Annotated in this window: 22 protein-coding genes and 1 pseudogene; 13 read left to right on the top strand and 10 right to left on the bottom strand. The window is 64.0% G+C overall.

Translation table 11 applies throughout. The annotated features are described in order from the left end of the window. Positions 1–17 precede the first annotated feature (17 nt). The 3 genes from FRZ40_RS34235 to FRZ40_RS34225 all read left to right on the top strand — a co-directional run bounded on the left by FRZ40_RS34235 (position 18) and on the right by FRZ40_RS34225 (position 5,425). Positions 18–4,097: a CheR family methyltransferase gene (locus FRZ40_RS34235; protein ID WP_147237151.1), complete on the top strand. Its 4,080-nt coding sequence runs from the start codon at positions 18–20 to the stop codon at positions 4,095–4,097. A 112-nt stretch (positions 4,098–4,209) separates the two neighbouring features. Beyond that, positions 4,210–4,794: a hypothetical protein gene (locus tag FRZ40_RS34230; protein WP_147237150.1), complete on the top strand. Its 585-nt coding sequence runs from the start codon at positions 4,210–4,212 to the stop codon at positions 4,792–4,794. Further along, positions 4,781–5,425, top strand: a complete 645-nt coding sequence (locus tag FRZ40_RS34225; protein WP_147237149.1) for a helix-turn-helix domain-containing protein — start codon at positions 4,781–4,783, stop codon at positions 5,423–5,425. Before FRZ40_RS34230 ends, FRZ40_RS34225 begins: the two co-directional genes overlap by 14 nt. A gap of 3 nt (positions 5,426–5,428) precedes the next feature. Here FRZ40_RS34225 and FRZ40_RS34220 read toward each other — a convergent pair whose 3' ends face one another. From FRZ40_RS34220 to FRZ40_RS34200, 5 genes are all read right to left on the bottom strand, one after another. Then, positions 5,429–7,732: an FdhF/YdeP family oxidoreductase gene (locus tag FRZ40_RS34220; protein WP_147238494.1), complete on the bottom strand. Its 2,304-nt coding sequence runs from the start codon at positions 7,730–7,732 to the stop codon at positions 5,429–5,431. Between the two features lie 129 nt (positions 7,733–7,861). Continuing rightward, the gene (locus FRZ40_RS34215; RefSeq protein ID WP_147237148.1) at positions 7,862–8,716 is read right to left on the bottom strand and encodes an urea carboxylase-associated family protein; all 855 of its coding nucleotides are present in this window, start codon (positions 8,714–8,716) and stop codon (positions 7,862–7,864) included. 31 nt (positions 8,717–8,747) lie between these two features. Further along, positions 8,748–9,431, bottom strand: coding sequence for a GntR family transcriptional regulator (locus FRZ40_RS34210; protein WP_205019827.1), 684 nt, complete (start codon positions 9,429–9,431; stop codon positions 8,748–8,750). An 8-nt stretch (positions 9,432–9,439) separates the two neighbouring features. Next, a complete protein-coding gene (locus tag FRZ40_RS45865; protein WP_147237147.1) occupies positions 9,440–11,032 on the bottom strand; it encodes an amino acid ABC transporter permease/ATP-binding protein in 1,593 nt (530 codons plus the stop codon). Between the two features lie 37 nt (positions 11,033–11,069). After that, positions 11,070–11,942: an ABC transporter substrate-binding protein gene (locus FRZ40_RS34200; RefSeq protein WP_147237146.1), complete on the bottom strand. Its 873-nt coding sequence runs from the start codon at positions 11,940–11,942 to the stop codon at positions 11,070–11,072. A 572-nt stretch (positions 11,943–12,514) separates the two neighbouring features. Here FRZ40_RS34200 and FRZ40_RS34195 point away from each other — a divergent pair. The 3 genes and pseudogenes from FRZ40_RS34195 to FRZ40_RS34185 all read left to right on the top strand — a co-directional run. Next, entirely contained in the window at positions 12,515–13,264 is a 750-nt protein-coding gene (locus FRZ40_RS34195; protein WP_240057423.1) for a hypothetical protein, read from the top strand. Between the two features lie 55 nt (positions 13,265–13,319). Then, positions 13,320–13,673, top strand: a complete 354-nt coding sequence (locus FRZ40_RS34190) for a hypothetical protein (protein ID WP_240057422.1) — start codon at positions 13,320–13,322, stop codon at positions 13,671–13,673. A gap of 39 nt (positions 13,674–13,712) precedes the next feature. After that, positions 13,713–14,327 (top strand): annotated as a pseudogene (locus FRZ40_RS34185) (LysR substrate-binding domain-containing protein); the annotation flags it as partial. A 31-nt stretch (positions 14,328–14,358) separates the two neighbouring features. Here FRZ40_RS34185 and FRZ40_RS34180 read toward each other — a convergent pair. After that, positions 14,359–14,883: a GNAT family N-acetyltransferase gene (locus FRZ40_RS34180; RefSeq protein WP_028364420.1), complete on the bottom strand. Its 525-nt coding sequence runs from the start codon at positions 14,881–14,883 to the stop codon at positions 14,359–14,361. A 47-nt stretch (positions 14,884–14,930) separates the two neighbouring features. Between FRZ40_RS34180 and FRZ40_RS34175 the strand changes: the two genes are divergently transcribed. The 3 genes from FRZ40_RS34175 to FRZ40_RS34165 all read left to right on the top strand — a co-directional run bounded on the left by FRZ40_RS34175 (position 14,931) and on the right by FRZ40_RS34165 (position 17,271). Beyond that, positions 14,931–15,500 (top strand): helix-turn-helix domain-containing protein, encoded by a 570-nt coding sequence (locus tag FRZ40_RS34175; RefSeq protein WP_147237144.1) that lies wholly within the window; start codon positions 14,931–14,933, stop codon positions 15,498–15,500. Positions 15,501–15,625: 125 nt separating this feature from the next. Further along, positions 15,626–15,997 carry a YciI family protein gene (locus FRZ40_RS34170; protein WP_035541086.1) on the top strand — a complete coding sequence of 124 codons (372 nt, stop codon included), beginning with the start codon at positions 15,626–15,628 and terminating at the stop codon, positions 15,995–15,997. Continuing rightward, positions 15,994–17,271 carry an RNA polymerase sigma factor gene (locus FRZ40_RS34165; protein WP_147237143.1) on the top strand — a complete coding sequence of 426 codons (1,278 nt, stop codon included), beginning with the start codon at positions 15,994–15,996 and terminating at the stop codon, positions 17,269–17,271. The genes FRZ40_RS34170 and FRZ40_RS34165 overlap by 4 nt, the downstream gene beginning before the upstream one ends. Here the strand turns inward: FRZ40_RS34165 and FRZ40_RS34160 are convergent. Beyond that, positions 17,268–18,062, bottom strand: a complete 795-nt coding sequence (locus tag FRZ40_RS34160) for a PhzF family phenazine biosynthesis protein (RefSeq protein ID WP_147237142.1) — start codon at positions 18,060–18,062, stop codon at positions 17,268–17,270. The two genes, FRZ40_RS34165 and FRZ40_RS34160, sit on opposite strands and share 4 nt — an antisense overlap. A gap of 101 nt (positions 18,063–18,163) precedes the next feature. On the opposite strand from FRZ40_RS34160, the gene FRZ40_RS34155 reads away from it, so the two are divergent. The 3 genes from FRZ40_RS34155 to FRZ40_RS34145 all read left to right on the top strand — a co-directional run bounded on the left by FRZ40_RS34155 (position 18,164) and on the right by FRZ40_RS34145 (position 19,415). Continuing rightward, on the top strand, positions 18,164–18,574 hold the full coding sequence (locus tag FRZ40_RS34155; RefSeq protein ID WP_147237141.1) for a RidA family protein: 411 nt from the start codon (positions 18,164–18,166) through the stop codon (positions 18,572–18,574). A 160-nt stretch (positions 18,575–18,734) separates the two neighbouring features. After that, on the top strand, positions 18,735–18,926 hold the full coding sequence (locus FRZ40_RS34150; protein ID WP_028364415.1) for a hypothetical protein: 192 nt from the start codon (positions 18,735–18,737) through the stop codon (positions 18,924–18,926). Positions 18,927–18,977: 51 nt separating this feature from the next. After that, positions 18,978–19,415 carry an ester cyclase gene (locus tag FRZ40_RS34145; RefSeq protein WP_147237140.1) on the top strand — a complete coding sequence of 146 codons (438 nt, stop codon included), beginning with the start codon at positions 18,978–18,980 and terminating at the stop codon, positions 19,413–19,415. Between the two features lie 85 nt (positions 19,416–19,500). Here the strand turns inward: FRZ40_RS34145 and FRZ40_RS34140 are convergent, their stop codons facing one another. The 3 genes from FRZ40_RS34140 to FRZ40_RS34130 all read right to left on the bottom strand — a co-directional run bounded on the left by FRZ40_RS34140 (position 19,501) and on the right by FRZ40_RS34130 (position 22,019). Then, positions 19,501–19,908: a VOC family protein gene (locus FRZ40_RS34140; protein ID WP_193567079.1), complete on the bottom strand. Its 408-nt coding sequence runs from the start codon at positions 19,906–19,908 to the stop codon at positions 19,501–19,503. A 181-nt stretch (positions 19,909–20,089) separates the two neighbouring features. After that, positions 20,090–20,701: a TetR/AcrR family transcriptional regulator gene (locus FRZ40_RS34135; RefSeq protein WP_147237139.1), complete on the bottom strand. Its 612-nt coding sequence runs from the start codon at positions 20,699–20,701 to the stop codon at positions 20,090–20,092. 289 nt (positions 20,702–20,990) lie between these two features. Continuing rightward, entirely contained in the window at positions 20,991–22,019 is a 1,029-nt protein-coding gene (locus tag FRZ40_RS34130) for a LysR family transcriptional regulator (RefSeq protein WP_147237138.1), read from the bottom strand. Between the two features lie 397 nt (positions 22,020–22,416). Between FRZ40_RS34130 and FRZ40_RS34125 the strand changes: the two genes are divergently transcribed. Next, positions 22,417–22,917, top strand: a complete 501-nt coding sequence (locus FRZ40_RS34125) for an Ohr family peroxiredoxin (RefSeq protein ID WP_028364412.1) — start codon at positions 22,417–22,419, stop codon at positions 22,915–22,917. The last annotated feature ends 7 nt before the right edge of the window (positions 22,918–22,924 follow it).

Genomic DNA, 22,924 nt, shown 5'->3' with positions numbered 1-22,924 from the left:
CCAATGGACTTGCGGCCATGCCGAAAAAACGTGCACAGACACTGCCCAGCCAGGCCAATTTTCCGATCGTCGGTATTGGTGCTTCTGCGGGTGGACTGAGCGCACTCCGGGAGTTCTTCGAAGCGTTGCCCGCCCACACGTCGATGGCCTTCGTGGTGATCGTCCATCTGGCGCCCGATCACGCAAGCAATCTGGCCTCGCTGCTCCAGAAGGCCACCGACATGCCCGTGCTCGAAGTCACGAGCCCCACCCCCATCGAGCCCGACCACGTCTACCTGATCGCGCCTTCACTCGAACTGACGATGGTCGACGACTATCTGCGCGTCGCGCCTAAACAGGCGGAAGACGGCCGCCGCGCGGCGATCGACCTGTTCTTCCGCACGCTCGCCGAAGTGCATCGCGAACGCGCGATCGGCATCGTGCTGTCGGGCGCGGGTTCGGACGGCTCGGTCGGGCTGTCGCGCGTGAAGGAGATGGGCGGCATCACGTTCGCGCAGGATCCCACTGAAGCCGAATACGACAGCATGCCGCGCAGCGCGATCGCGACGGGCATGGTCGACTTCGTGCTGACGGCGGCCGAAATGCCCCAGCGGCTGCTGGATCTGTGGATGACCGCGAAGGAAATTCATCTGCCCATCGTCGAAGGCGACGAGCGCGATGAAAACATTTCCAACGAATCCGCCGAGCGCGCGTTGCGCGAAATCATGGTGATTCTGCGCACGCGCACCGGCCACGACTTCCGCCATTACAAGCGGGCCACCGTCCTGCGCCGTATCGAGCGGCGTCTGCAGGTCAACGGCATCACCGACCTGCAGGCCTATCGCGACCACCTGCATCTGCATCCGGACGAAACCCAGGCGCTGCTGCAGGACATGCTGATCAGCGTGACCAACTTCTTCCGCGACAAGGAAGCCTTCGACGTGCTCGAACGCGAAGTGCTGCCGCAGCTGTTCGAAGGGCGCGGCGAGCAGGACCGGATCCGCGCGTGGTCGGTCGGCTGCGCGACGGGCGAAGAAGCCTATTCGCTCGCCATGCTGCTGCAGGAGCGCTCGCTCAAATCGGCGGAAGGCATTTCGTTCCAGGTGTTTGCGACCGACATCGACGAGCGCGCCATTTCATTCGCCCGCACGGGCCTCTACCCCGACTCGATTCTCGCCGACGTCACCACGTCGCGCGTGCGCCAGTTCTTCTCGAAAGACGCCGCGCATTACCGCGTGAAGAAGGAACTGCGCGAGCACATGCTGTTCGCGCATCACAACGTACTCAGCGATCCGCCGTTCTCGCGGCTCGATCTGATCTGTTGCCGCAACCTGCTGATCTATCTCGACAGGGAAGCGCAGATCGAGATTCTCAAGATGTTCCATTTCGCGCTGCGGCCAGGCGGCGTGCTGTTCCTCGGCAGTTCGGAATCGGCCGACAGCGTCAGCTCGATGTTCAGCGTCATCGACAAGCGCAACCGCATCTATCGCGCGAACATGGCCGTGCGCGGCGATACGCCCGTGCCCGTCGCCATGTCCGGCATGGCGAGCACGCGGCCCATCGTGGCGACGGTGCAGCCGCCGGGACGCCGCCGCTTCTCGTTCGGCGACCTGCATCAGCGTCTCGTCGAGCAATACGCGCCGCCCAGCGTGCTCGTGAGCCGCGACTCCGAAATCGTCCATCTGTCCGACCGCGCGGGCCGCTTCCTGCAGTATTCGGGCGGCGAGCCGTCGCACAACATCGTGGCCGTCGTGCGCGCCGAACTGCGGCTCGAACTGCGCACGGCGATCTATCAGGCACTGCACACGAACCGCAGCGTCGAGGCGCGGCGCGTGAGGATCGTGCGCGAAGGCCGCTCGTATTTCGTCAACATGACGGCGCGCCCCGTGCACGATCCCGAAGCGAACGCGGATTTCGTGCTGGTGCTGTTCGACGAAGTCGAAGACAGCATGGGCGGCTCGGAAACCTCGTCGGCCGACGCGCAGAAAGACCCGATCATCAGCCAGCTCGAACGCGAACTGCAACGCACGAAGGAACAGTTGCAGTCGACCATCGAGCAATCGGAAACCTCGACGGAAGAGCTGAAGGCCTCCAACGAAGAACTGCAGGCCATCAACGAAGAACTGCGTTCGGCGACGGAAGAACTCGAAACCAGCAAGGAAGAACTTCAGTCGATCAACGAAGAACTCACCACCGTCAACGCGGAACTCAAGTCGAAGGTCGAGGAAACGGGCAAGATCAACGACGACCTGCAGAACCTGATCGCCGCCAACGACATCGGCACGATCTTCGTCGACCGCAATATCTGCATCAAGCGCTACACGCCGCGCGCAACGGACGTCTTCAGCATCATTCCGTCGGACATCGGCCGCTCGCTGCTCGACATCACGCACCGGCTTGAATACGACAAGCTCGCCGACGACGCAGCGGAAGCGTTCGATTCCTTGCGCCTGATCGAGCGAGAACTGAAGAGCAACGACGGCCGCTGGTATCTCGCGCGCTTCGTGCCGTACCGTACGACGGAAGACCGCATCGACGGCGCGGTGCTCTCGTTCATCGACATCACGGGCCGCCGCCAGGCGGAAGACCTTCTGCGCGAAGGCGAGCGGCGCATGCGCATCGTCGCGGAAGGCACCAAAGACTACGCGATCATCACGTTCGACGACGAAGGCCTCGTGACCAGCTGGAATGCGGGCGCCGAGCGGATCTTCGGCTATACCGAGGCGGAAATGATCGGCCAGTCCGCCGATATCCTGTCGACCGAGGAAGACCGCGCCGCCAACATCGCGCAGCAGGAATTCGCGGAAGCGCGCCTGAACGGCCGCACGGACGAGGAACGCTGGCACGTGCGCAAGGACGGCACGCGCTTCTTCGCGAGCGGCGTGCTGTCGCGTCTGGACGAAGCGGGCGTCAGCGGCTTCGCGAAGATCGCGCGCGATCTCGGCGAATTCAGCCACGCGACGGCCGAGCGCGGCACCCAGAACGAACTGCTGCGCGCCGCCACCGAACGCGACGCACAACGGCGCCGCGACGAATTCCTCGCCGTCGTGTCGCACGAACTGAAGCATCCGCTCAACCTCATCTCCGCCAGCGCGGAGCTGATCGCGCGCGCGCCGGAAACGCGCCAGAGCCTGAACATCTCGCGTGCCGCCGATACGATCCGCCGCACGGTGATCGGCCAGGCGCAGATCATCGACGACCTGCTCGACATTTCGCGCGTGCGCACGGGCAAGCTGTCTATCGTGCGCACCATCGTCGATATGCGCGAGATCGTGCAACGCGTCTGCAACGCGGTTCAGGACGACGCGCGGCAGCGCGGCATCGCCTTCAGTCTCACGATGTCGGAGTCGCCCGTTATCGTCTATGCCGATCTCACGCGGGTCGAGCAGATCGTCTGGAACCTGATCAGCAACGCGCTGAAGTTCACGACGCGCGGTTCGGTGGTCGTCTCGCTGCAGACGAACGAGCACGCCGAAGCCGTGCTGCGCGTGACGGACACGGGTACGGGCATCGAACCTCTGCTGCTGCCGCATATCTTCGACATGTTCCAGCAAAGCCGCGATCCGATGGCGCGCCGCGCGGGCCTCGGCATCGGCCTCGCGCTGGTCCGGGATCTCGTCAATCTGCATGGCGGCGCCGTGCGTGCCGAATCGGAAGGCGTGGGCCGCGGCGCGACGTTCACGGTCACGCTGCCGACGCATCGCACGCTCCACTATGCGAGGGCAGCCGACGGCCACGCGACGGATTCGCTGCAAGGCGTGCGCGTGCTGATGGTCGACGACGACGCGGCAACCGTCGAAACCTTCAGGCTGCTGCTCGAAGGCGAAGGCGCCATCGTCCAGACCGCGACGAGCGGCGAAGAAGCGCTCGCGATGCTCAATGGAAACGTCCCCGATGTCGTGCTGTCCGATATCGGCATGCACGGCATGGACGGGTTTGAGTTCGTCGGCAAGCTGCGCCAGGAGCCGGGGATGAAATCCGTGATCTGCATCGCGCTCAGCGGCTTCGGCCAGGAAGCCGATGTGAAGATGGCGGAGAACGCGGGCTTCGACGCGCACCTGAAAAAACCCGTCATGCTCGAGGAGCTGCTGCACGTGTTCTCGCGTCTGCGCACCTAGGGTCGCGCGAACGATATCGCCGCGACGGTCGTGTGCTCTTCGATCATCGACGCATCCGGCCGCCCGTGCTGTTCCGCGCGGGCGGCCGCGAACGGGACTCAAGGAGGCAGAGGTGGCGAACGATATCGGTAACGATCCTGTCGGATACGCGAAGGCGCAATTCGACGTAGCGTTCACGCGGCTCGAAGCAGCCCAGATGCGTCTGCAGGCGCTGGCCGCCAGATCGAACACAGACGAACAAGCGCTGCGCTCGGCACGCACTGCCTACAACGATGCCCGTCTGCTCTGGTTGAGCAGCGAAGCCGCGTTGCGCAGCGCGGCCATCGCCGACAGCTGCCACCCGTACACGAACAGGCTGGTGGTGGTGCTGGAGGGCAACGCGCACGTTGCGGAATCGATCGCGCTTCTGTTGCGGCTGCGGGGTTTCAAGGCGACGGTCATGTCGCGCTATCCGTCGGACGAAGAGCGGGCGGCCGAGCCCGCTTCCGCCGTCGTCGCCGACTTCGAGCGAAAGCCGGCTCCGGCCGAAGCGCAGGCCATCAAACGGCTCAAGGCCTACCCGTTCACCCGCATGATCGCGATGGTCCCGCCCTCGCTGCTTGGCCATGACTGGGAGGGCTTCGACGCGGTGCTGGAGAAACCCGCGTCCATTGACACCATCATCCAGCACGGAATTCTCGGCTATGGCTATGAATAAAGCGCTTGCGCCGCAGTTGCAGCCGGACGCTCCTGCACAAAAGACCTACTTCTATATCAACAACCCGCACGCTCGCCAGTTCCCCGAGCAGGAACTGATCGACCTCGATCGCGCCGGTTACACGGTGGTGCTCAACCGCGTCGCCGTCGACCACGTGCCGCCTTTCGTGCCGGCGGCCGAGCGCATAGAACTGAGCACGCTGCTGCGCCGCATCGCCCCCGACGATGCGCTGGTCGTGCTGGAACTCGCGTCGCTCGGCTGCAATGCGCGCGACGTGCTGTCGACATTGATGCAGTGCCGGAAGGCAAAGATTGCGGTGCGCTGCGTCGAGCTGGGCGGCGCCGAACTCACGCGGCGTCCCGAGCCGCAGGCGGTGAAGACGCTCAGGGCGATCATCCGGATGGAGACGTCGGCGCGCAGCGAGCGCAGCACGAACAGCCTGAAATCGGCGCGCGAAAGCGGACGTCCGACGGGCCGGCCGGCTTCGCTGTCGCGTATCGATCAGGAGCGGATCGTCCGCTTCCTCGGCAAGGGCCTGTCCGTCAGCGAAGTCGCGCGGCGGTTCGGCACGTCGCGTCAAACGGTGATGCGTGTGCGGGCCGCGGCCGCCCCTCAGCTGAAAGACGGCTGACGCTCAACCCCGCTGATCCTCCCGCTCGCGAACCACTCGCACCGGAACGGATTTCGCCGCGGGCACCTTGCTCTCTTTCGCATGATGCGAGAGCGGAATCAGCGGGTTGCATTCCGGGTAGTAGCCCGCCGCGCAGCCCACGGGCAGATCGAAACTGACCACCGTGAAGCCGTCCACCCGCCGCCTCACGCCATCCGGCGAAACGGCTTCGAGCGAGACCGACATGCCCGGATCGAGCCCATGACGGGCGATGTCCACGGGATTCATCAACACCACCATCCGCGTGCCGCTGATGCCGCGAAACCGGTCGTCCAGCCGATAGATCGTCGTGTTGAACTGGCTGTCGCTGCGCAGTGTGAACAGGCGCAGATCGGCGGCGCTGCGCTCCCGCATGTCGGGGTCTTCGTTCAGGGTCTCGGGCACACCGAACTCCGCTTTGCCGCTCTGCGTTTTCCATTTCCGCTCGCGCGCGGCGAGCGGACGATGAAAACCGCCCGGCGTCCACAGGCGCGCGTTGAAGTCGTGAAAGATGTCGGGATACGTCTCGGCGATCGCGTCGCGCACCAGCGCGTAGTCGTTGCTCCACGCCTGCCAGTCGACGCAAGACTGATCGAGCGTCGCCATCGCGATGCCCGCGACGATCGCCGGCTCGGACAACAGCCGGTCGCTGGCAGGCAACGCGACGCCGCGCGAGCCGTGCATGCAGCCCGTGCTGTCTTCCATCGCAACGGCTTGCGGCTTGCCGGCGCGCACGTCGATCTCGATGCGGCTCAGGCACGGCAGCAGATACGACACCTCGCCATGCACGAGATGGCTCCGGTTGAGCTTGGTCGCCACGTTCACGGTCAGACGCAGCTTGCGCCACGCGGGCTCGATGGCGTAACGGTCCGGCACCGAGCGTACGAGGTTGCCGCCCAGCTGCATGACGGCACGCACGCGCCCTTCGATCACGCCCTGGCACGCATCGACGGTCGACATGCCTGCTTCGCGCGGCGGCTCGAAGCGGTATTGCCCGGCCAGTTTGTCGAGCGGCACGAGCTTCGGCTTTTCGGTGATGCCGACGGTGCGCTGGCCCTGCACGTTTGAATGCCCGCGGATCGGCGACGGACCTGCGCCAGGCTTGCCGATGTTGCCGCGCAGAAGCAGCAGGTTCACGATCATGCGCACGTTCTGCACCCCCATCCGGTGCTGCGTGAGACCCATGCCGTAATGGGCGATCACGGCTTTGGCGCGCATGTACTCGTCGGCGGCCTCGATCAGCGCGGTGCGCGGCAGGCCGCTCATCTGTTCGATCTCTTCCCAGCCGGTCGTGCGGACGTAGTCGGCGAATGCGTCGAAGCCCGCCGTGTGCTCGTCGATAAAGGCGACATCGACGATCCGTTCGCGCCCCTCCGCCTTTGCCTGGTCGTCGGCTTCGATCACCGCCTTGCAGATGCCCGCGATCGCCGCGGAGTCGCCGCCCGCCCTCACCTGGTGATACTGCGTGCTGATCTGCGTCGCGCCCGGTGTGACCATTTGCAGCGGCGACTGCGGATTGACGAAGCTCACGAGCCCCGGCTCGCGTATCGGATTGAACGTGATGATGGGGACGCCGCGCTCGCGCGCCGCCTGCAAATCGTGCAGCATGCGCGGACTGTTGGTGCCGACGTTGTGCCCGAAGAAGAACATCAGATCGGTATGTCTGAAATCGTCGAGCGTGATCGTGCCGACGCCCACGCCGATCGCCTCCGTCAGCCCGACACTCGTGCTCTCGTGGCACATGTTCGAGCTGTCGGGCAGATTGTTGGTGCCGTACATGCGTGCGAAAAGCTGGTACATGTACGACGTTTCCAGCGACGCCCGCCCCGATGTGTAGAACACGACCGAATCGGGATCGAGCATGCGCAGTTCGCGGCCGATCTCGCCGAACGCATGTTCCCAGGTGGTTTCGACGTATTTGTCCGTGGCGGCGTCCCAGCGCATCGGCGCGCAGAGGCGGCCCGCTTCTTCGAGATCGTGGTCGTGCCACGTTTCGAGTTCGCTCAACGTGTGCGCGGCGAAAAACGCGGGATCGACGCGGCGCGAAGTCATATCCCACGCGGTCGCTTTCGCGCCGCTCTCGCAGAACTCGAACGGATGCGAATGCGCCGGCTTGGCCCACGAACAGCTGACGCACATGAAACCGTCAGTCTTGTTCTGATGCACCAGCACGCGGCTCGTAGTGACGGGCGCCCCCTCGTGCACCAGCGCGCCCGCGACGGCCTTGACCGAACCCCATCCTCCGCTTGCGTGCTGATACGCGTCTGTCTTCTTGTGCACCGTGCTCATCATGCGCTCCCTGAATATCACGCAGACGAGGCAAGCATCCGGTGTGCCTTGCGATCCTTTCAGGCGCGGCTGGGGTTCGCGGCGATACGCGGCCCCGAGCTTGCGCGTATCGGATTGTGCCGAACGTGTTCAGCCGGCACGCTGCCAATCGGGCTGCGTGATCGCCAGTCCATGCTGCCCCTTGTAGGCGGCGACGGGCGGCGTCGACCACCCTTCGAGCAGGCGCGGCGCGAGCCGATAGATTTCCACGCCGAGCGGGCGGCACACTTCGAGCGGATCGCGCGCGTCCGGCCCCCACATCGGCAACGACAGATCGCCGCCAGGACAGGTCGACAATGCGCACAGCAGATCGATCTCCGCAAAGAACTCCAGGTAATCGCCCTTCTTCGCCGGGCACGCCTTCATGAAGTACTTGTCGTCGAAATTCAGGCCGGTGCATTGAAAGACGTTGAGCACGTCATGCACGTCGTACTCGGTCAGTCCGTATGGTGCGACCGCGCGCGTGAGGTTCGAATGGCAATGGAAGTGAAAGTCCTCGCCCGTCAGCATCCGGTTGACGTACGGATCGCAGCGCGTGCCGAGCAGATCGTGCACGCGTCCGCCGTGTTCGTCGATGCCGTAATTCGCGAGGCTGTCGTCGGTGATCGTCACCATCGGCCGCAGAAACGGCAGCGTCGACCAGAGACGGTCGAACGTGCTGACGTGCGCGGCCTGCAGCTGACGCGTGCGCGACGCCCACATCCGCTCGCGCGGGTTGTGCAGGTTCCACATGTTCAGATCCGCCACCTGCGGCCCTTCGATCGTCACGATACGGAACACATGTCCCGCCGGCACCGTCCACGCCTGGCCCGAACGGATCGGAATCACGATCGACTCGATCAGTTCGCGGCCATCGTGGTCCGCCGCGATGCGTCCGTAGAAGGCCTTGTCGACGTCGAGCGCCGAACCTTGAGTCGATTGATAAGCGGCCGGGTAATTCAGCATGAGAGATCGCTCCTTTGATGCGATAGAGGTGTCACAGATAGTCGAGCATCGCGTGCTCGGACTCCGCCAGATAATCGGCCAGCGCCGCCTGCGCCTTGTCCAGACTGCCGCGCTCGATCAGCGCGAAAATGCGCTGGTCTTTTGCGACCCACGGCTTCTGGAAACGCTTTTCGTCGGGTGCGGACGCGAACACGAGCCGCAGCTGCGCGAGAATCGTCGTGAAGAACGCATCGAACAATGCGCTTTGCAGCAGGCGCACGATATGCCGGTGAAACACCAGGCTATACGTGCCGACCGAGCGCCAGTCTTCGCGCTCGGCGGCTTCCTGCGCACAGCGGATCGCATCGCGCATCAACGCGAGATCGTCTGGTTCGATGGGCGCTTCGCGCGACAGCGCCTGCAGTTCGAGCGTGCGCCGCACGCGGTAGATGTCGCGCACGTCTTGCCGCGTGAGCGTGCGCACGACGACGCCGCGATGCCGGTAATGCACGGCGAGACCTTCGCGGCACAGCAGCCGCAATGCTTCGCGCAGCGTGTTGCGCGACACGTTGTGCAGCTGCGTCAGATCGTTTTCGACGAGCGCCGTGCCGGGCAGCAGCCGGCCTTCGATGATCTCATCGCGGATCGTCGACAGGATGCGGTCGGTCACGGACTGGTCGGTCTCGGCGACGGATGCGGCAGGCGTGCGTGTCTCGGTCGTACGTGTTGTTGTCATTCGTCGGCTCAGGCGATGTGAACGTCTTTCAGAAAACTGGCGATGCGCGAAGTCTTCTGCTTCGCCAGTTCGACGGGAGGACCATCGCTGAGTATCCTACCCGCTTCCATGAACACGACGCGGTCCGAGATGCGGAACGCGAACTTGATCTCGTGCGTGACGATGATCATCGTCATGCCGTCGCGTGCGAGCTGCTCGATCACTTTCAGCACTTCCTGCACGAGTTCGGGATCGAGCGCGGAGGTCGGCTCGTCGAACAACACGATGGAAGGCTGCATCGCGAGCGCACGCGCAATCGCCACGCGCTGCTGCTGCCCGCCCGACAGCTGATGCGGGTACTTGTGCGCATGCGCCGCCATGCCGACCTTCGCGAGCAGTTGCATGCCCTCGCCATCCGATGCACTGCCCGATGTACTGCCCGATGTACTGCCCGAAGTACTGCCCGATGTACTGCCCGATGTACTGCCCGAAGTACTGCCCGATGCACTGCCCGATAAGCGGCCGTGATAACGAGGTGCAAGCGTGACGTTCTGCAGCACCGTCTTGTGCGGAAACAGATTGAAATTCTGGAACACCATGCCGATGTCCAGGATCCCGCGCATGTATTCGCCGCGCGGCGTCTTGCCGCGATGCGCGGCTTGCAGGAACGCGCGGCCATGCAGGCGCACTTCGCCGTCGTCGAGCGTCTCGAGGCCGTTCAGCGTGCGGATCAGCGAGGTCTTGCCGGAGCCCGACGGTCCAATGATCGACACGACTTCTCCCGCCTGCACGCTCAGATCGATCCCCTTCAGCACTTCGTGCTGCCCATAGCGCTTGTGAATGCCGACGGCTTCGAGCGCACGTTCAGCGCCTTTCGGGCGAGCCCGCGCTACGGCCGCCGATGCCTGCGCTGGCGGCACGGCCACGTCGATCATCACGGCGTGCTTGCGGCGCGTCACGTCGAGACGCTTTTCGAGCATCTTCAGCAGATGACCGAACACGGTGACGATCAGCACGTAATAGAACGACACGGCGAGCATCGTTTCGAGCACCTTGAAGTTCTGCGTGTAGAGCCGCTCGCCCACCAGCAGGATTTCAGCGAGAGAGATCACCGATACCAGCGAGGTCAGCTTGACGATCGTGATGTACTCGTTGATCAACGAAGGCAGCGCGACGCGAAATGCCTGCGGCAATACGATCAGACGTTGCAGCCCGACGAAGCCGATGCCGAGCGCGCGCGCCGCTTCGAGCTGTCCCTTGTTGAGCGCAAGCAGCCCGCCGCGATGAATCTCCGCGATATACGCGGTCTCGCTGATCGACAGCGCAATCAGACCGGCCCAGAACGGGTCGGACAGCACGCCGCCCGACCACGGCAATACTTGCGGGAGGTTGTAGACGAAGATCAGCAGCACCAGCAGCGGCAAGCTGCGAAACAGCCAGATATACGCGCCGCACGCGGCGCGCAGCGGCATGAACGCCGACTGCTTGCCGAGCGCCAGCATGAACCCGGCGACGATGCCGGTCACCCACGTCGCCACGCTCAGTTCGACGACGAGCCACGCGGCTTTCCAGAATGCGGCGTCGCCGAGCAACGACGCCGCGTAATGCCAATCGAACAACATGCGCTTCCCCTTCTTTCGCCGTCACGGCCTCGCGATGCTATTTCTGGGCGCTGCCGAGCGCGAGCGCGACGTCACTCACCGTGGGTTCCGCGACGTTGTACTGCTTGAGCAGCGCGCCGTATTCGCCCGAGGACTTCATCGATGCGAGCGCCGTCTTCAGTTGCGACAGCAATGCGTCGTTGCCCTTCTTCACGCCAAGGCCGATCACCACGGGATAAAGCGGCGCCGTCGACGTGATCGCCACGCGTCCGCCAAGCCGGTTCGCCGTCATCTGCGCGACGGCGGAGTCTTCGAACTGTGCATCGACGGCATGCGACAGAACGGCCTGCGCCGCTTCCGGCGAGGTCTCGAACTCGCGTACGTCGATCGCGCCGCGCCCGGCGGGTGCACACACCTTGCTCGACACGTCGTTGAGCTTCGGGATCCACGACGCGCCCTTGATCGAACTCACCCGCTTGCCGCACAGATCTTCCGGCGTCTTCGGCGCGAAACCCGAGCCGCTCAGCGCGAGCAGCGAGCCGCCCGTTTTCAGGTACGGCAGGAAGTCGATCTGCTTCGCGCGCTCGGGCGTCACGTACAGCGCGGACGCAATCACGTCGAAGCGGTTCGCGTTGACGCCGAGGATCAGGTTTGCGAAGCGCGTGTCGACGAACGACGGCTTGAGCTTCAGATGCGCCGCGAGCTTGCCCATGAAGGCGGGATCGAAACCGGCGGGCGTGCCGTTGTCGAGGAAGTCGTAAGGCGGATACGTCAGGTCGGCGCCGACCTGCAGACGCTCGGGCGCGACCGTCCCGGCGGCAGTTGCAGGCACCGCGTGCGATGCCGCAAGCAGCGGCAGGAGCGCAGCGGCGATCTTCATCGTGTGCGACAGGCCCCTGAGGGCCGACTTCGGAGAAATGCTGGCTTTCATGAGGGACTCGCTCGTCGGGTGCGTGGGGTAATTGTTGAACAATGTGAAAACTATTGTTGAACAATATTCGGAATGCAAGCGCTTTTTACTGACGGTGCGCGCTCACGCCGAAGACGATCTTTGTGCCCCGACCCACATACGAACCTGCCGTCATGCCGAAGAATGCGTCTGAGCGCGCCGCCGCACATAGCCCGCAGAAGCGGCGGCGTGCTGCAATGCGCCAGACGATGCCGTGCTGCTGACGGCCCAGGGAAAAGAACGCAACGTGTCTACTTGCCGGCGGTAGGGGGAGACCGAATATGGGCATCATTCGCAAACGTCTTGCGACGTCGCGCGAGCCGTGCAGCGAAGCGCAAGACGCCCAGCCCACCGAAGGCGATTCCGCGCCGCCGCTCGACGAACGCGCGTCGTCTGCCGCCGCGCCCGCTGCGCCCCCTGCGCCCAGAAAAAAGACCTCGAAACACGCGAGTGACGTCACGCGTCCCCTCGTCATCGTGCGCGTGCGGTCCAAACCCCGACAGATCACGCATGTCAACGAAACGGGCGCGCCGGACTGGAGCCTGAGCGCAGGCGTGGCGGTCGTCCTGTTCGGCTTTGTGATTGCGTTCGGCACGTACGCGACGCTGACTGAACGTGAAGCCGCGCAGAGCCAGCTGCACCGCTTCACGAGGCACGAAGAGCCGCGTCCTGCCGCGCAACATCGTCTGCCGTCGCCGGCGCTACCCACCATTGAGATAGCTGATGCGCCTCGCAGTCGTGCCGAACCGCCAGCCGTTCCGACCGCGGCCAGCAACGTCGCGGCGATCGACAGCAAAGCAGATCGCGCGGCGAGCGCCCCCCGCGTGACTGTTGTCAGCAGCAAGCCGCCCGCGCCCGCGAGACCTTCCGCCGAAGCACCGCCGCCGCCAGCCGCAAAGGCGGCAGCGAAGCGCGTCGAGGCAACGCCAACGCCGACGTTGGTCCGGCAGGCGCCGAAAAGTACCCAGGATGTCGCGAGCAAAACCGAAACGCGCCCACGCGCGGCATCGCCTGAACCTAAGGCGCCCAAGGAACATCGCACTGGCCCGGCAACGGCGGGCACATCGTTGGCTTCGTCGCCAGGCTTGAGCACGCGGCCGGAAGAACGCGTCATCCACGAGCCGCCGACTCCGCGGCCTTCGGCAAGGGCGGCAGCAGCGCCAGCCATTCAACGAGAAACCGTGGCGAGCGTGCTGGACGCGCCGCCAGCCGCCATCACGCCGCAGGCACAGCCTCGCGCGCAAACGGAAACGACAGCCTCGCCGCAGCCCTCAGTCACCAAAGAGCTTTTTCGTCGGCACTGAGCGCAACGTTCGGTTCGGCTGCGTGTTCGCCAAAACTGAGACGCACTGTCAAGCCATGACGTTTTTCGACCCTATCATTGCAGCAATTGCAAGATCGGGGACGAAAGCGGCTATGAACGCAGACTGCATTGACTATGAATCGCTGACGCTGATGATGGAAAAGCGGATTGCCGCTCACGTGAAAGCCGCCCGTAAAAAGCGCTCGCGGCAGGAAGAGAAGGAACGCGTGTTCTTCACGGCAGCCGCCAATGAAGCACTGTTCGTGTGGATGCAGCTCGCGAGCCGCATGAACCCTGAGCTCTATCATGCCGACAGGGCGCGCCTCACCCGCATGGTCGAAGACATTGCAGCGGAAAGCTCGCCGGTGGCGCACGAGCGCTTCCATGTCGAGACCCTGACTCTCGCCTAGCCTCCTTCCATCGGCCGCCGATTTTCGCAGGGCAGCTTCGGCACGATACGCATCACCGCGACCGATTTCGCCGTCGACACCGTGCTGTGGCCTCGCCTCGCCAAAGTCCTCACGAATTATCCCGACATCAACGTGGAGTTCGCGGTCGATTACGGGCTGACGGACATCGTGGCGCAGCGCTACGACATCGGCGTGCGCTGGGGCGATCAGCTGGCGAAAGACATGATCGCGGTGCGTATCGGCCCGGACGCGCGCCTCGCGATCGTCGGCTCGCCTGCGTACCTGAAAAAACACACGGCGCCGAAACAGCCGAAGGACTTGCTGAATCACCACTGCATTACGTTGCGCCTGCCGACGCGCGGCGGTCTGTATGCGTGGGAATTGCGCAAGGGCAAGCGGCAAATGCAGGTGCGCGTGGACGGACAGTTCACCTTCAACGGCGCATATCAGATGCTCAATGCGGCTATCGACGGCGCAGGGCTCGCCTTCGTGCCAGAAGACCTCGCGCAGCCGCATGTCGCGGCCGGGCGTCTTCAATGGGTGATGGAAGAATGGTTTCCCACGTTTCCCGGCTTGCACATCTTCTATCCCAGCCGGCGCGAGTATTCGAAAGCGTTGTCGGTCGTGGTGGAAGCGTTGCGCACGGGAGCGTAGACGCCGCGGCGCGATGGCCGCGGCGGCCTCGTCACGCGTTGGGCGAATCGGGCGACGGGCGGTTATCGAGCTTCAATTGCAAGAAGGCCAGATCGAGCCACGCGCCGAACTTCATGCCCACTTCCTTCAGATGACCGACGTGCTCGAAGCCGAGCTTCTCGTGCAACCGGATCGAATCCGCGTTGTTCGCTTCGATGCCCGCCACCATCACGTGTTTGCCGATCGACTGCGCCCGCACGATCAGCGCCTGCATCAGCATTCGCCCGAGGCCCTTGCCGCGCTGATCGCCGCGCACGTACACCGAATGCTCGACCGTGTGACGATAGCCATCGAACGCGCGCCAGTCGCCGAACGACGCATAGCCGAGCACGGCGTCCTGTTCATCGACGGCGACGAGCACGGGATAGCCGGCCTTGCGCCGGTCGGACAGCCACGCGGTGCGATTCGCGTGATCGACGGTCTGGTCGTTCCAGATCGCGGTCGTGTGCGCGACGGCGTCGTTATAGATGGCCGTGATACCTTCGATGTGCTCCGGACCTGCATCGCGAATTTGCATTTGATGACTCCTTGATAGCGCTTCATTCGTCCACTATAGTATAACCAATGGACAATATAGTAGACAACGTAGATCTGCGCATCGGCACCCGCATTCGCGCCGAACGGGAGAGCCGTGGCTGGTCGCTGACCAGTCTCGCAGAAAAATCCGGCGTGTCGCGGGCGATGGTGCACAAGGTCGAGCGCGGCGAAAGCAGCCCGACCGCGTCCTTGCTGGCCAAGCTCGCGGGCGCGTTCGGCATGAGCATGTCGGCGCTGCTCGCGCTCGCGGAGCTGGAAGACGGGCGCCTGCTGCGGCTCGCCGATCAGCCGTTATGGGTCGATCCGCAAAGCGGCTACGTGCGGCGTCACGTGTCGCCGAAATCGGCGTCGCCGCTGAATCTGGTCGAAGTCGATTTGCCGCCGTCGACGGAAATTCCGATGCCGGCATCGGCGTATCTGCACTCGCAGCAATTGATCTGGGTGCTGGACGGCGAGCTGGTGTTCATCGAAGGCGGCGAACGGCATGAGCTGGGCGCAGGCGACTGCCTCGAACTCGGGCCGCCGAACGACTGCATCTTCAAGAACGAAAGCGCGCGGACCTGCAAGTACGCCGTGGTGCTGGTGCGCAAGGCCTGAGCGCTCGGGCCGCGCGCCGTCCGCACTTTTTTCGACGCTGCCTGTCCGTCAGCATGCGGCCCGCGCGTCATTGTGATGACGGGCCGATGCAATTTGCCCGCCTCAACCCCATGACGGAGGCTCATATGCAATATCTGTTGATGATCTATTCGGAAGAAACCCGCTGGAGCCAGATGACGGATAGCGAGCGGCAGCAAGGCGTCGCGGCGTATCAGGCGTACACCGAATCGCTGAAGAAGGCGGGCGCGCTGGTCGGCGCGAACCGGCTGCAACAGTCGAACTCGGCGACCACGGTGCGCCTCGTGGACACCAAACCGCAGGTGCTCGACGGACCATTCTCCGATTCGAAGGAGCAGCTCGCCGGCTACTACCTGATCGACGTGCCGAACCTGGATGCGGCGATCGCGTGGGCGTCGCGCTGTCCCGGCGCGGCGCATGGCGCGATGGAAGTGCGTCCCGTCTGGACCGCTCCTTACGACGCGCCATCCGGTGCATGAACCCGTCCGGCGGCGGCGGGCGCGACCTTGACCGCGCCGCGCGGGCGATCGCCGAGGCGGTCGCCCGCCGCAGCTACGGCAAGCTCGTCGCGCTGCTGGCGATGCGCACGCGCGATATCGCCGCAGCCGAGGACGCGCTGGCCGACGCGTTCGCAGCCGCGCTCGCCAACTGGCCTGAACGCGGCTGCCCGGCGAATCCCGAAGCGTGGCTGATGACGGTGGCGCGCCGCCGGGCGATCGACGGTGCGCGCCATCGGCGCATCGGCGACGATGTCGCAAACCAGCTCGCGATTCTCACCGACGAGATCGACGAGCACGAAGCGGGCGCATTGCCCGACGGGCGGCTGGCGCTGCTGTTCGCGTGCACGCACCCTGCCCTCGATGCCGCGATCCGCACGCCGCTGATGCTGCAGGCGGTGCTGGGGCTCGAAGCGAAGACGATTGCGTCGGCCTTCCTGATGTCGCCCGCCGCGATGAGCAAGCGCCTCGTGCGGGCCAAGAGCAAGATTCGCGAAGCAGGCATTCCGTTCAGCGTGCCCGAGCGCGAGGAATGGCCCGACCGGCTCGCCGCCGTGCTCGAAGCCGTCTATGCGGCGTATGCCGAAGGCTGGACCGACCCCGTGGGCGGCGATACGGAGCGGCGCGATCTGACGGACGAAGCGCTGTTTCTTGCGCATCTGCTCGTCGAACTGCTGCCCGACGAACCCGAAGCGCTCGGCCTGCTCGCGCTGATGCTCTATGCGCAAGCGCGTTGCGACGCGCGGCGCGATGCAGCGGGCGACTATGTGCCGCTGTCGGCCCAGGATCCCGCGACATGGAATGCGCCGATGATCGACGCCGCCGACACGTTGCTGCGACACGCGAACGCGTTCAATGCGATCGGACGGTTTCAGCTCGAAGCGGCGCTGCAGTCGGCACATGTGCATCGCTGCCGTACCCGTCGTCCGAACTGGGATGAGGTCGTGCAACTCTACGATGCGCTGCTCGCGATCGCGGCGTCGCCTGTGGTTGCCGTGAACCGCGCGCTCGCGCTCGCCGAGCGCGACGGCCCGCAAGCGGCGCTCGATGCGCTCGCGCCGTATGCGGACGATCCGCGGCTCGCCGATTACCAGCCGTACTGGGCGGCGCGCGCCAACCTGCTCGCGCGTACGGGTGCAACGGCGGACGCACTCAGTGCGTACGATCTCGCGATCGGTCTCGAACGCGATCCGGCTGTGCGGCGGTTTTTGCAGCGTAAGCGGCTGAAGTTGTCGGCGGCGGCGAGCCGGCGCTAAGAAGGTTCGCGCCTGACGGCCCGTCCGCCGACTTGCACGGCGCCGTTCGTGTATCGCGCCAGCAGCGTGCATGGCTGGCCGAGTGCATCGCCTTGCAGCAGCGTGATGCTCCGCTCCAGCGACAAGGCGAGCGCGCCGGCCGCCACGCCCGTCGCGGCATCTTCGAAACGCGGCTCCAGATGATTGAAGTTCCGCCCCGCGTAGACATCGTCACCGACGCGGCAATACGCGTACATGCCCGACACGCCGTGCTTGCGGCTCCAGTTGGCGATGCCGGGCAGATCGGGACTCAACGCGGCAAGCGCGGAAGGCTCCGCCACCTCGACCAGCAGCTTGGCGCTGCCAACCGATGCGAGTCGAGGAAGTCCCTTCAGCTCACGCGCTTCGATGCAAAGCAACTGGGTCACTTCCGCGATATCGATGGCCAGGTCGGGGCAACGCTGCGCACTCGTGCCGACGAAAATATGTGCTTCGATGCGCTCGACTTCGAGCACCTGCCGATGCATGCCCGTCACGAACCGGACCTTTAACGTCTCCGGATGGCGCTCGAAGAAAACCGCGCTCGCTGCAAGCGTTGCATGCAGACAAAGCGGGCTGCGGGCGTGCGGGTAGTAGAAATCGAGTTGCGTGTCGCCTGTCGAATTCGCATCGACGAATACGGTCGCGCTGGCGTCTTGCTGTCGAGCGAACATCAGCCGCTCAGGTTCAGTCAGCGCCGGGTCTTCGACGACGAGCGCGGCATTGCCGCTATCGTCGTGACGTCCAAAGCACAGCATACGATGAGTCTTCATTGTCGGTCGTGTGGCTGTCGAATTGCGGGGAGCGCGAATTATCCCGTACTCTAGCCGAAGGCCGCCGACGCGCGCCGCTCACTCACCCAACGGCATACACCATGGTCAATGCGATTAATCCTGCTGGCGTGTGGCCGCCATTCGGCGCATTTTCGATGGCCGTCGTGCAAGGTGACGGGCAGATCGTCCATCTGAAGGGCCAGGTTTCACTCGATGCGGATGGACGCGTGACAGGACACGGCGACATGCGCGCGCAGGTGCGCAAAGTGCTCGAGAATATCCGCGATGTGCTCGCGTCGATGGGCGGAAACATGACGGACGTGATGTCCCTCGTGCACTACGCGACCGATATCGAAGCGTTCATGGCGACAGGCGATATACGTGCGGCGTTTTTTAGCGCGCCTTACCCCGTTACGACGACCGTGCAGATCGAACGGCTGTATCACCCCGATCTGATGATCGAGATCACGGCAGTCGCGGAGATTCCGCGCTCGCGTTTCAGGATGCCATGAGCCGTGCGCAACGCGCCTGAACGTCCGCCATTCTGAATGGAGATCGCGATTGACTGCTTCGAGCATGATCGATCGGCACACGCGATGCGCCGCTCGAATGCCGAACTTCCTCGTCGCGAGTACGATAGACCGCATCGATCGATGAATTGCGGGAGGCGCCATGAACGCCATCTGTCCGCTGCACGGGCCAACGACCGTCGTCCGCACGAATGCGTACGGCTTTCCCGTGTATGCCTGCTGCTGCAATGACGTCACTGATCCGACGCCCCCTGACGCCTGCACGCGCGCACCGGCGCAACGCGGCGCCGAACAGCAGCCGCTGCCCCAGGAGCGCAAGACGACAAAGGAATGACACGCATGTGTCACACACATCTTCCATTTGAGGCTCTAACGGAGCGCACCGATGCCCGTCGCCAGCGAACACGCGATACGTGACACGATCGAGCGGTTTTATCTCGCGTTTTCGACGAAAGACATGGCGCTGCTGCGCCAGGTCGTCACGCCCGACTGGGAATACCTGCCCGAGCCCGCTGGCGCAGCACCCGGCCCCGAGCAGATGATCAAACTGTTCGAGAACATCGCTTCAGCCATGCCCGATATGAAAATCCACATCCTCGATCTGCTGATACACGGCGACCGCGTCGGCGTACGGGCAGAGGTGACGGGCACGCAGACAGGCAAGCTGCTGGGCATCGCGGCGACCTCCAGGCCAGTCCGTTTCGCCATTCATTCCTTCCATCAGCTGCGCGGCAACCTGATCGAAAAGACATGGCATCTCGAAGACTGGCTTTCCGTCTTCCGGCAACTCGGCGAATTGCCTAAACAACTGGATCTCGGCTGAACGCGAGAACCGTCCCTGTCGACGCTTCAACCAGTCTTCATCGACACTTCGATGTCGTCGCAGAATAAATAGCGCCGTATGTGAATCAGTTGTCGAACGTCCCGCGATACTCCGGCGCGGCGTCACGACGTGTATTCAGCTCGAACATCACACCGCCCGGCGCGCGGCAGAAGAAACGCGAGCCGCGTCCGTTGTTGAAAACGCCCGTTTCCATCTGGACACCGTCCGCCTTGAAACGCTCATATAACGCGTGAAGGTCGTCGAGGCCCGGCAGTTCGAAGCCGATATGAAAGTTTTCAGGCCAGACGGGAATGTCGTCGCTGGTGTGATCGATCACCACGTCGTAGCCGGGCCGCTTCAAGATGTATGACTGCTCCCACGTGCCCGAGATTGTGAAGCCCAGGTACTGTTCGAAGAATCGCGCGGTCGCGGCCGTATCGGCGGAAGGAAAGCTCAGGTGATTGAGCTTCATGCTTTGGGTAATGTCGGTCATCATCGGTCTCTCTGACAGTGGCGGTGGCCCTGTGCCACGTTCGCCCGAGGACTTCAGAATATAAGTAGAAGCTCACATTCGCCAACTCGCATTGCGCGCGTGCGCCGATGCGCGCAAAACCCGCACACGTATGCCCGTTTGACCGGTTACCGCCCGTTGCATCGAATCCGCCTGCTCACATTCAGCGTGCGCGCGTCTTCGACAGATAGCCGAAAACAGCGGCACGGACGCGATATTCGAGGTACTCGATATCCGTCTCCCCCCGTTCGCCGGCAGCATCGACCATGCCTTTGACCATTGCGAAGAGATCGGCCGCCGCCACTTCGGGATACGCGTGTCGAGGAATCGCGCGCCGGATGATGTCGGTCGCCATGCGTTCCAGTTCCGGCTTGGCCACTTCGCCGCGCACTGCCGGGCGGCCTTCTTCGATATCGAGTAGCCGCGCGAGCCTGGGCCGCTGCAATTGCTGGCGCACGGCCGCGCCGATCAGGTATTCGAGCGCGGCCTTCGCGCTTCGCAGCGTGAGCGCAACGGCCGCGTCTTCGTGAAAGCGCTGCGTTTCGCGTCGAATGAGCGCGACCGTCAACGCGTCCTTGCCGGGGAAGTACTGATAGAGCGATCCGATGCTGACGCCCGCGCGCGCGGCGACGGCATTCGTATTGAAGCCGTCGAAACCTTCTGTTTCGAGAATCTGCGCCGCGGCCTCGACGATCGATGCGACCGTCTCTTCCGAGCGGGACTGGGTCGGTGTTTTACGGGGCCGCAATCGCTTTTGCGATGAGCGCTCGTTCATTGCTGTGTCCGTGTAGAGAGTGGTGCGCCCTGCAATCGGGCGACAGCCTATTCTACGGGGCACACACAGATCAAAGCGCGCCGCTGAACGAAACGGCGACAGCCAGTCCGATATTGATTGCGACCAGCGCGATCCAGCCTGCCAGCACCCACCAGGGATCGAGACGCATCATGATGGCCTCCATACGGGCCGTGTATATGCCCAAATGGTAGGAGCCCGCTCGCCGCCCTGGTAGATTCACGGTGGCACACTCAGCGTTTCCGCGCGGGCACCAATGCACCTGCCGGCATCACGCCTGATGCACGCCCTTTGGAGAGTCCAGATAGAAATCGTCGAGACAGAGCAGATTGAGCGCGCGAATCTGCTCTGTCATGAAATCGACGAATACGCGGATGCGCGACGGCAAATGCTGTCGGCACAGGTAACAGATGTAGTGTCCGCGGTCGTCGGGCACATGCCGGCGCAACGCCATCACGAGTTCATTGCGCGCGAGGTGATCGCCGATCTCGTAGCCCGGCAACTGCGCTATGCCGTGACCTTCGAGCACCGCGCGCAACACCAGGTCCGCGTCGTTGAAGGTCAGGCGCGCTGTGGGCAGGTATTTGCGCAGATGACCGTCGACCTTGAACTCCCATTCGAACACACGGCCGCCCGAAGAGCGCAGGTTGATGCATTCGTGCTGCGCCAGTTCGTCGAGCGTCGCGGGCAGGCCGTGCTTTTGCACGTAGATCGGCGCCGCGCACAGCGCCATTTGCATCGGCACCAGTTGCTTCGCGATGATGCTCGAATCTTCGATGCAGCCGTCGCGAAACGACACGTCGATCTGCTCGGCCGCGAAGTCGGCCGCCTTGTCGTCCAGCATCAGATCGACGGCGATGTCCGGGTAGGCCTCGCAGAAGCGCGACAGCAACGGCGCCACCACCTTGCGTCCGAACCCCACGCTCGAACTGACACGCAGCAGGCCGCGCGGCGGGCCCGCACGCAGATCGAGCATGTCGTTCATCGCATCGACGATATGCGTCACGCCCTGATTGCAGTTTTCGAAGAACCGTTCGCCTTCGCGTGTCAGATGCGTCGAGCGCGTCGTACGAAGAAAGAGCCGTGTGCTGAGCTGCGATTCGAGCTTCTGAACATTCCGGCTGACAGCTGAGCGGCCAATCCCCAGACGCTCCCCCGCTTTCGCGAAACTGCCTTCCGTGGCAACCGCCATGAAGGCGATGATGCCCGCATAGCTGGTCGAAAAACAGGTGGACAGGGCGTCGGCGGGATTCGGCAAGCCAACGCGAAAAGCATGCTGCGATGCATCCAGTTGATCCATTGACGGCTCCACTTTTGACGCAGGAGTCTGGCTCAGCCCGCGCAGTGCAGGGACTCGCACTGCACAATCGGTGCACAATCGGCGGCGCATCCGGCGCGAGCGGCTTGCGGCGGGCTTTCCCAGTGTAAAACACAACAAATGGATGTGGAACCGCTTCCCGAATCCGTCTGTTTCGCCGGAACATACGGGATATCGCGCAATTGGCGTCATTCGGGAAACACCGTGAGTCCCTGAATGAATCTTCCGCGCGCGTAGCCAATCGCTTAGGATCGAGACGGGTTCACTGTCGCTCCGACATGAAACCGGGAGGAGGCAGGGGTAAGCCTGCTTTGCAACACCGGCTGCGAATCGTCGCGATGCGGATCGCGACCCGCGTCGTCAAGCACGAGAAGGTTCCATGAACGAAAAGAAGCTGGAAGCGCCCCCGCTTTCTCTACTCGACCGGTATCGCGGCCGCGAATTCGAGCCGCTGTACACGACGACGGTCACCGTTTCGGGCGGCGAGACGGGACATGGCCGTGCATCGGGCGTGGCGCGCTCGGACGACGGCAACCTCGAGGTGGAACTGCGCTTGCCCACGGAACTCGGCGGTTCAGGCGACGGGACGAATCCCGAGCAGCTGTTCGCCGCGGGCTTCGCGGGCTGCTTCCATGGCGCGTTGAATCTGCTGGGCAAGCGTATCGACCGGCAGCTCGACGATATCGCCGTCGACGTGCAGGTCGCGTTCGGCCGCGATCCGATGGATGGCGGCTACGCGCTCGTGATCGACGTGCGCGTGCGGATTCCGGGAGTCGAGCGATCGGTGGCGGAAGAACTCGTGCGAAATGCCGAGCGCCTGTGTCCGTACGCGAAGATGGCGAGGCAAGGGACCGTGAATATCGTGGCGGTCGTCGATTGAACAGGCG

The sequence above is a fragment of the Paraburkholderia azotifigens genome, from assembly GCF_007995085.1.
GTDB lineage: Bacteria > Pseudomonadota > Gammaproteobacteria > Burkholderiales > Burkholderiaceae > Paraburkholderia > Paraburkholderia azotifigens.
The sequence above is the reverse complement of the archived record's forward strand: the minus strand, read 5'-3'. Positions and strand labels throughout refer to the sequence as shown.

Excerpts from the sequence above, each read along its gene's own strand:
- FRZ40_RS34235 (WP_147237151.1), top strand. The coding sequence starts at position 18 with ATGCCGAAAAAACGTGCACAGACACTGCCCAGCCAGGCCAATTTTCCG.
- FRZ40_RS34225 (WP_147237149.1), top strand. The coding sequence starts at position 4,781 with ATGGCTATGAATAAAGCGCTTGCGCCGCAGTTGCAGCCGGACGCTCCT.
- FRZ40_RS34220 (WP_147238494.1), bottom strand. The coding sequence starts at position 7,732 with ATGAGCACGGTGCACAAGAAGACAGACGCGTATCAGCACGCAAGCGGA.
- FRZ40_RS34215 (WP_147237148.1), bottom strand. The coding sequence starts at position 8,716 with ATGCTGAATTACCCGGCCGCTTATCAATCGACTCAAGGTTCGGCGCTC.
- FRZ40_RS34210 (WP_205019827.1), bottom strand. The coding sequence starts at position 9,431 with ATGACAACAACACGTACGACCGAGACACGCACGCCTGCCGCATCCGTC.
- FRZ40_RS45865 (WP_147237147.1), bottom strand. The coding sequence starts at position 11,032 with ATGTTGTTCGATTGGCATTACGCGGCGTCGTTGCTCGGCGACGCCGCA.
- FRZ40_RS34200 (WP_147237146.1), bottom strand. The coding sequence starts at position 11,942 with ATGAAAGCCAGCATTTCTCCGAAGTCGGCCCTCAGGGGCCTGTCGCAC.
- FRZ40_RS34190 (WP_240057422.1), top strand. The coding sequence starts at position 13,320 with ATGACGTTTTTCGACCCTATCATTGCAGCAATTGCAAGATCGGGGACG.
- FRZ40_RS34180 (WP_028364420.1), bottom strand. The coding sequence starts at position 14,883 with ATGCAAATTCGCGATGCAGGTCCGGAGCACATCGAAGGTATCACGGCC.
- FRZ40_RS34175 (WP_147237144.1), top strand. The coding sequence starts at position 14,931 with ATGGACAATATAGTAGACAACGTAGATCTGCGCATCGGCACCCGCATT.
- FRZ40_RS34170 (WP_035541086.1), top strand. The coding sequence starts at position 15,626 with ATGCAATATCTGTTGATGATCTATTCGGAAGAAACCCGCTGGAGCCAG.
- FRZ40_RS34165 (WP_147237143.1), top strand. The coding sequence starts at position 15,994 with ATGAACCCGTCCGGCGGCGGCGGGCGCGACCTTGACCGCGCCGCGCGG.
- FRZ40_RS34160 (WP_147237142.1), bottom strand. The coding sequence starts at position 18,062 with ATGAAGACTCATCGTATGCTGTGCTTTGGACGTCACGACGATAGCGGC.
- FRZ40_RS34155 (WP_147237141.1), top strand. The coding sequence starts at position 18,164 with ATGGTCAATGCGATTAATCCTGCTGGCGTGTGGCCGCCATTCGGCGCA.
- FRZ40_RS34150 (WP_028364415.1), top strand. The coding sequence starts at position 18,735 with ATGAACGCCATCTGTCCGCTGCACGGGCCAACGACCGTCGTCCGCACG.
- FRZ40_RS34145 (WP_147237140.1), top strand. The coding sequence starts at position 18,978 with ATGCCCGTCGCCAGCGAACACGCGATACGTGACACGATCGAGCGGTTT.
- FRZ40_RS34140 (WP_193567079.1), bottom strand. The coding sequence starts at position 19,908 with ATGACCGACATTACCCAAAGCATGAAGCTCAATCACCTGAGCTTTCCT.
- FRZ40_RS34135 (WP_147237139.1), bottom strand. The coding sequence starts at position 20,701 with ATGAACGAGCGCTCATCGCAAAAGCGATTGCGGCCCCGTAAAACACCG.
- FRZ40_RS34130 (WP_147237138.1), bottom strand. The coding sequence starts at position 22,019 with ATGGATCAACTGGATGCATCGCAGCATGCTTTTCGCGTTGGCTTGCCG.
- FRZ40_RS34125 (WP_028364412.1), top strand. The coding sequence starts at position 22,417 with ATGAACGAAAAGAAGCTGGAAGCGCCCCCGCTTTCTCTACTCGACCGG.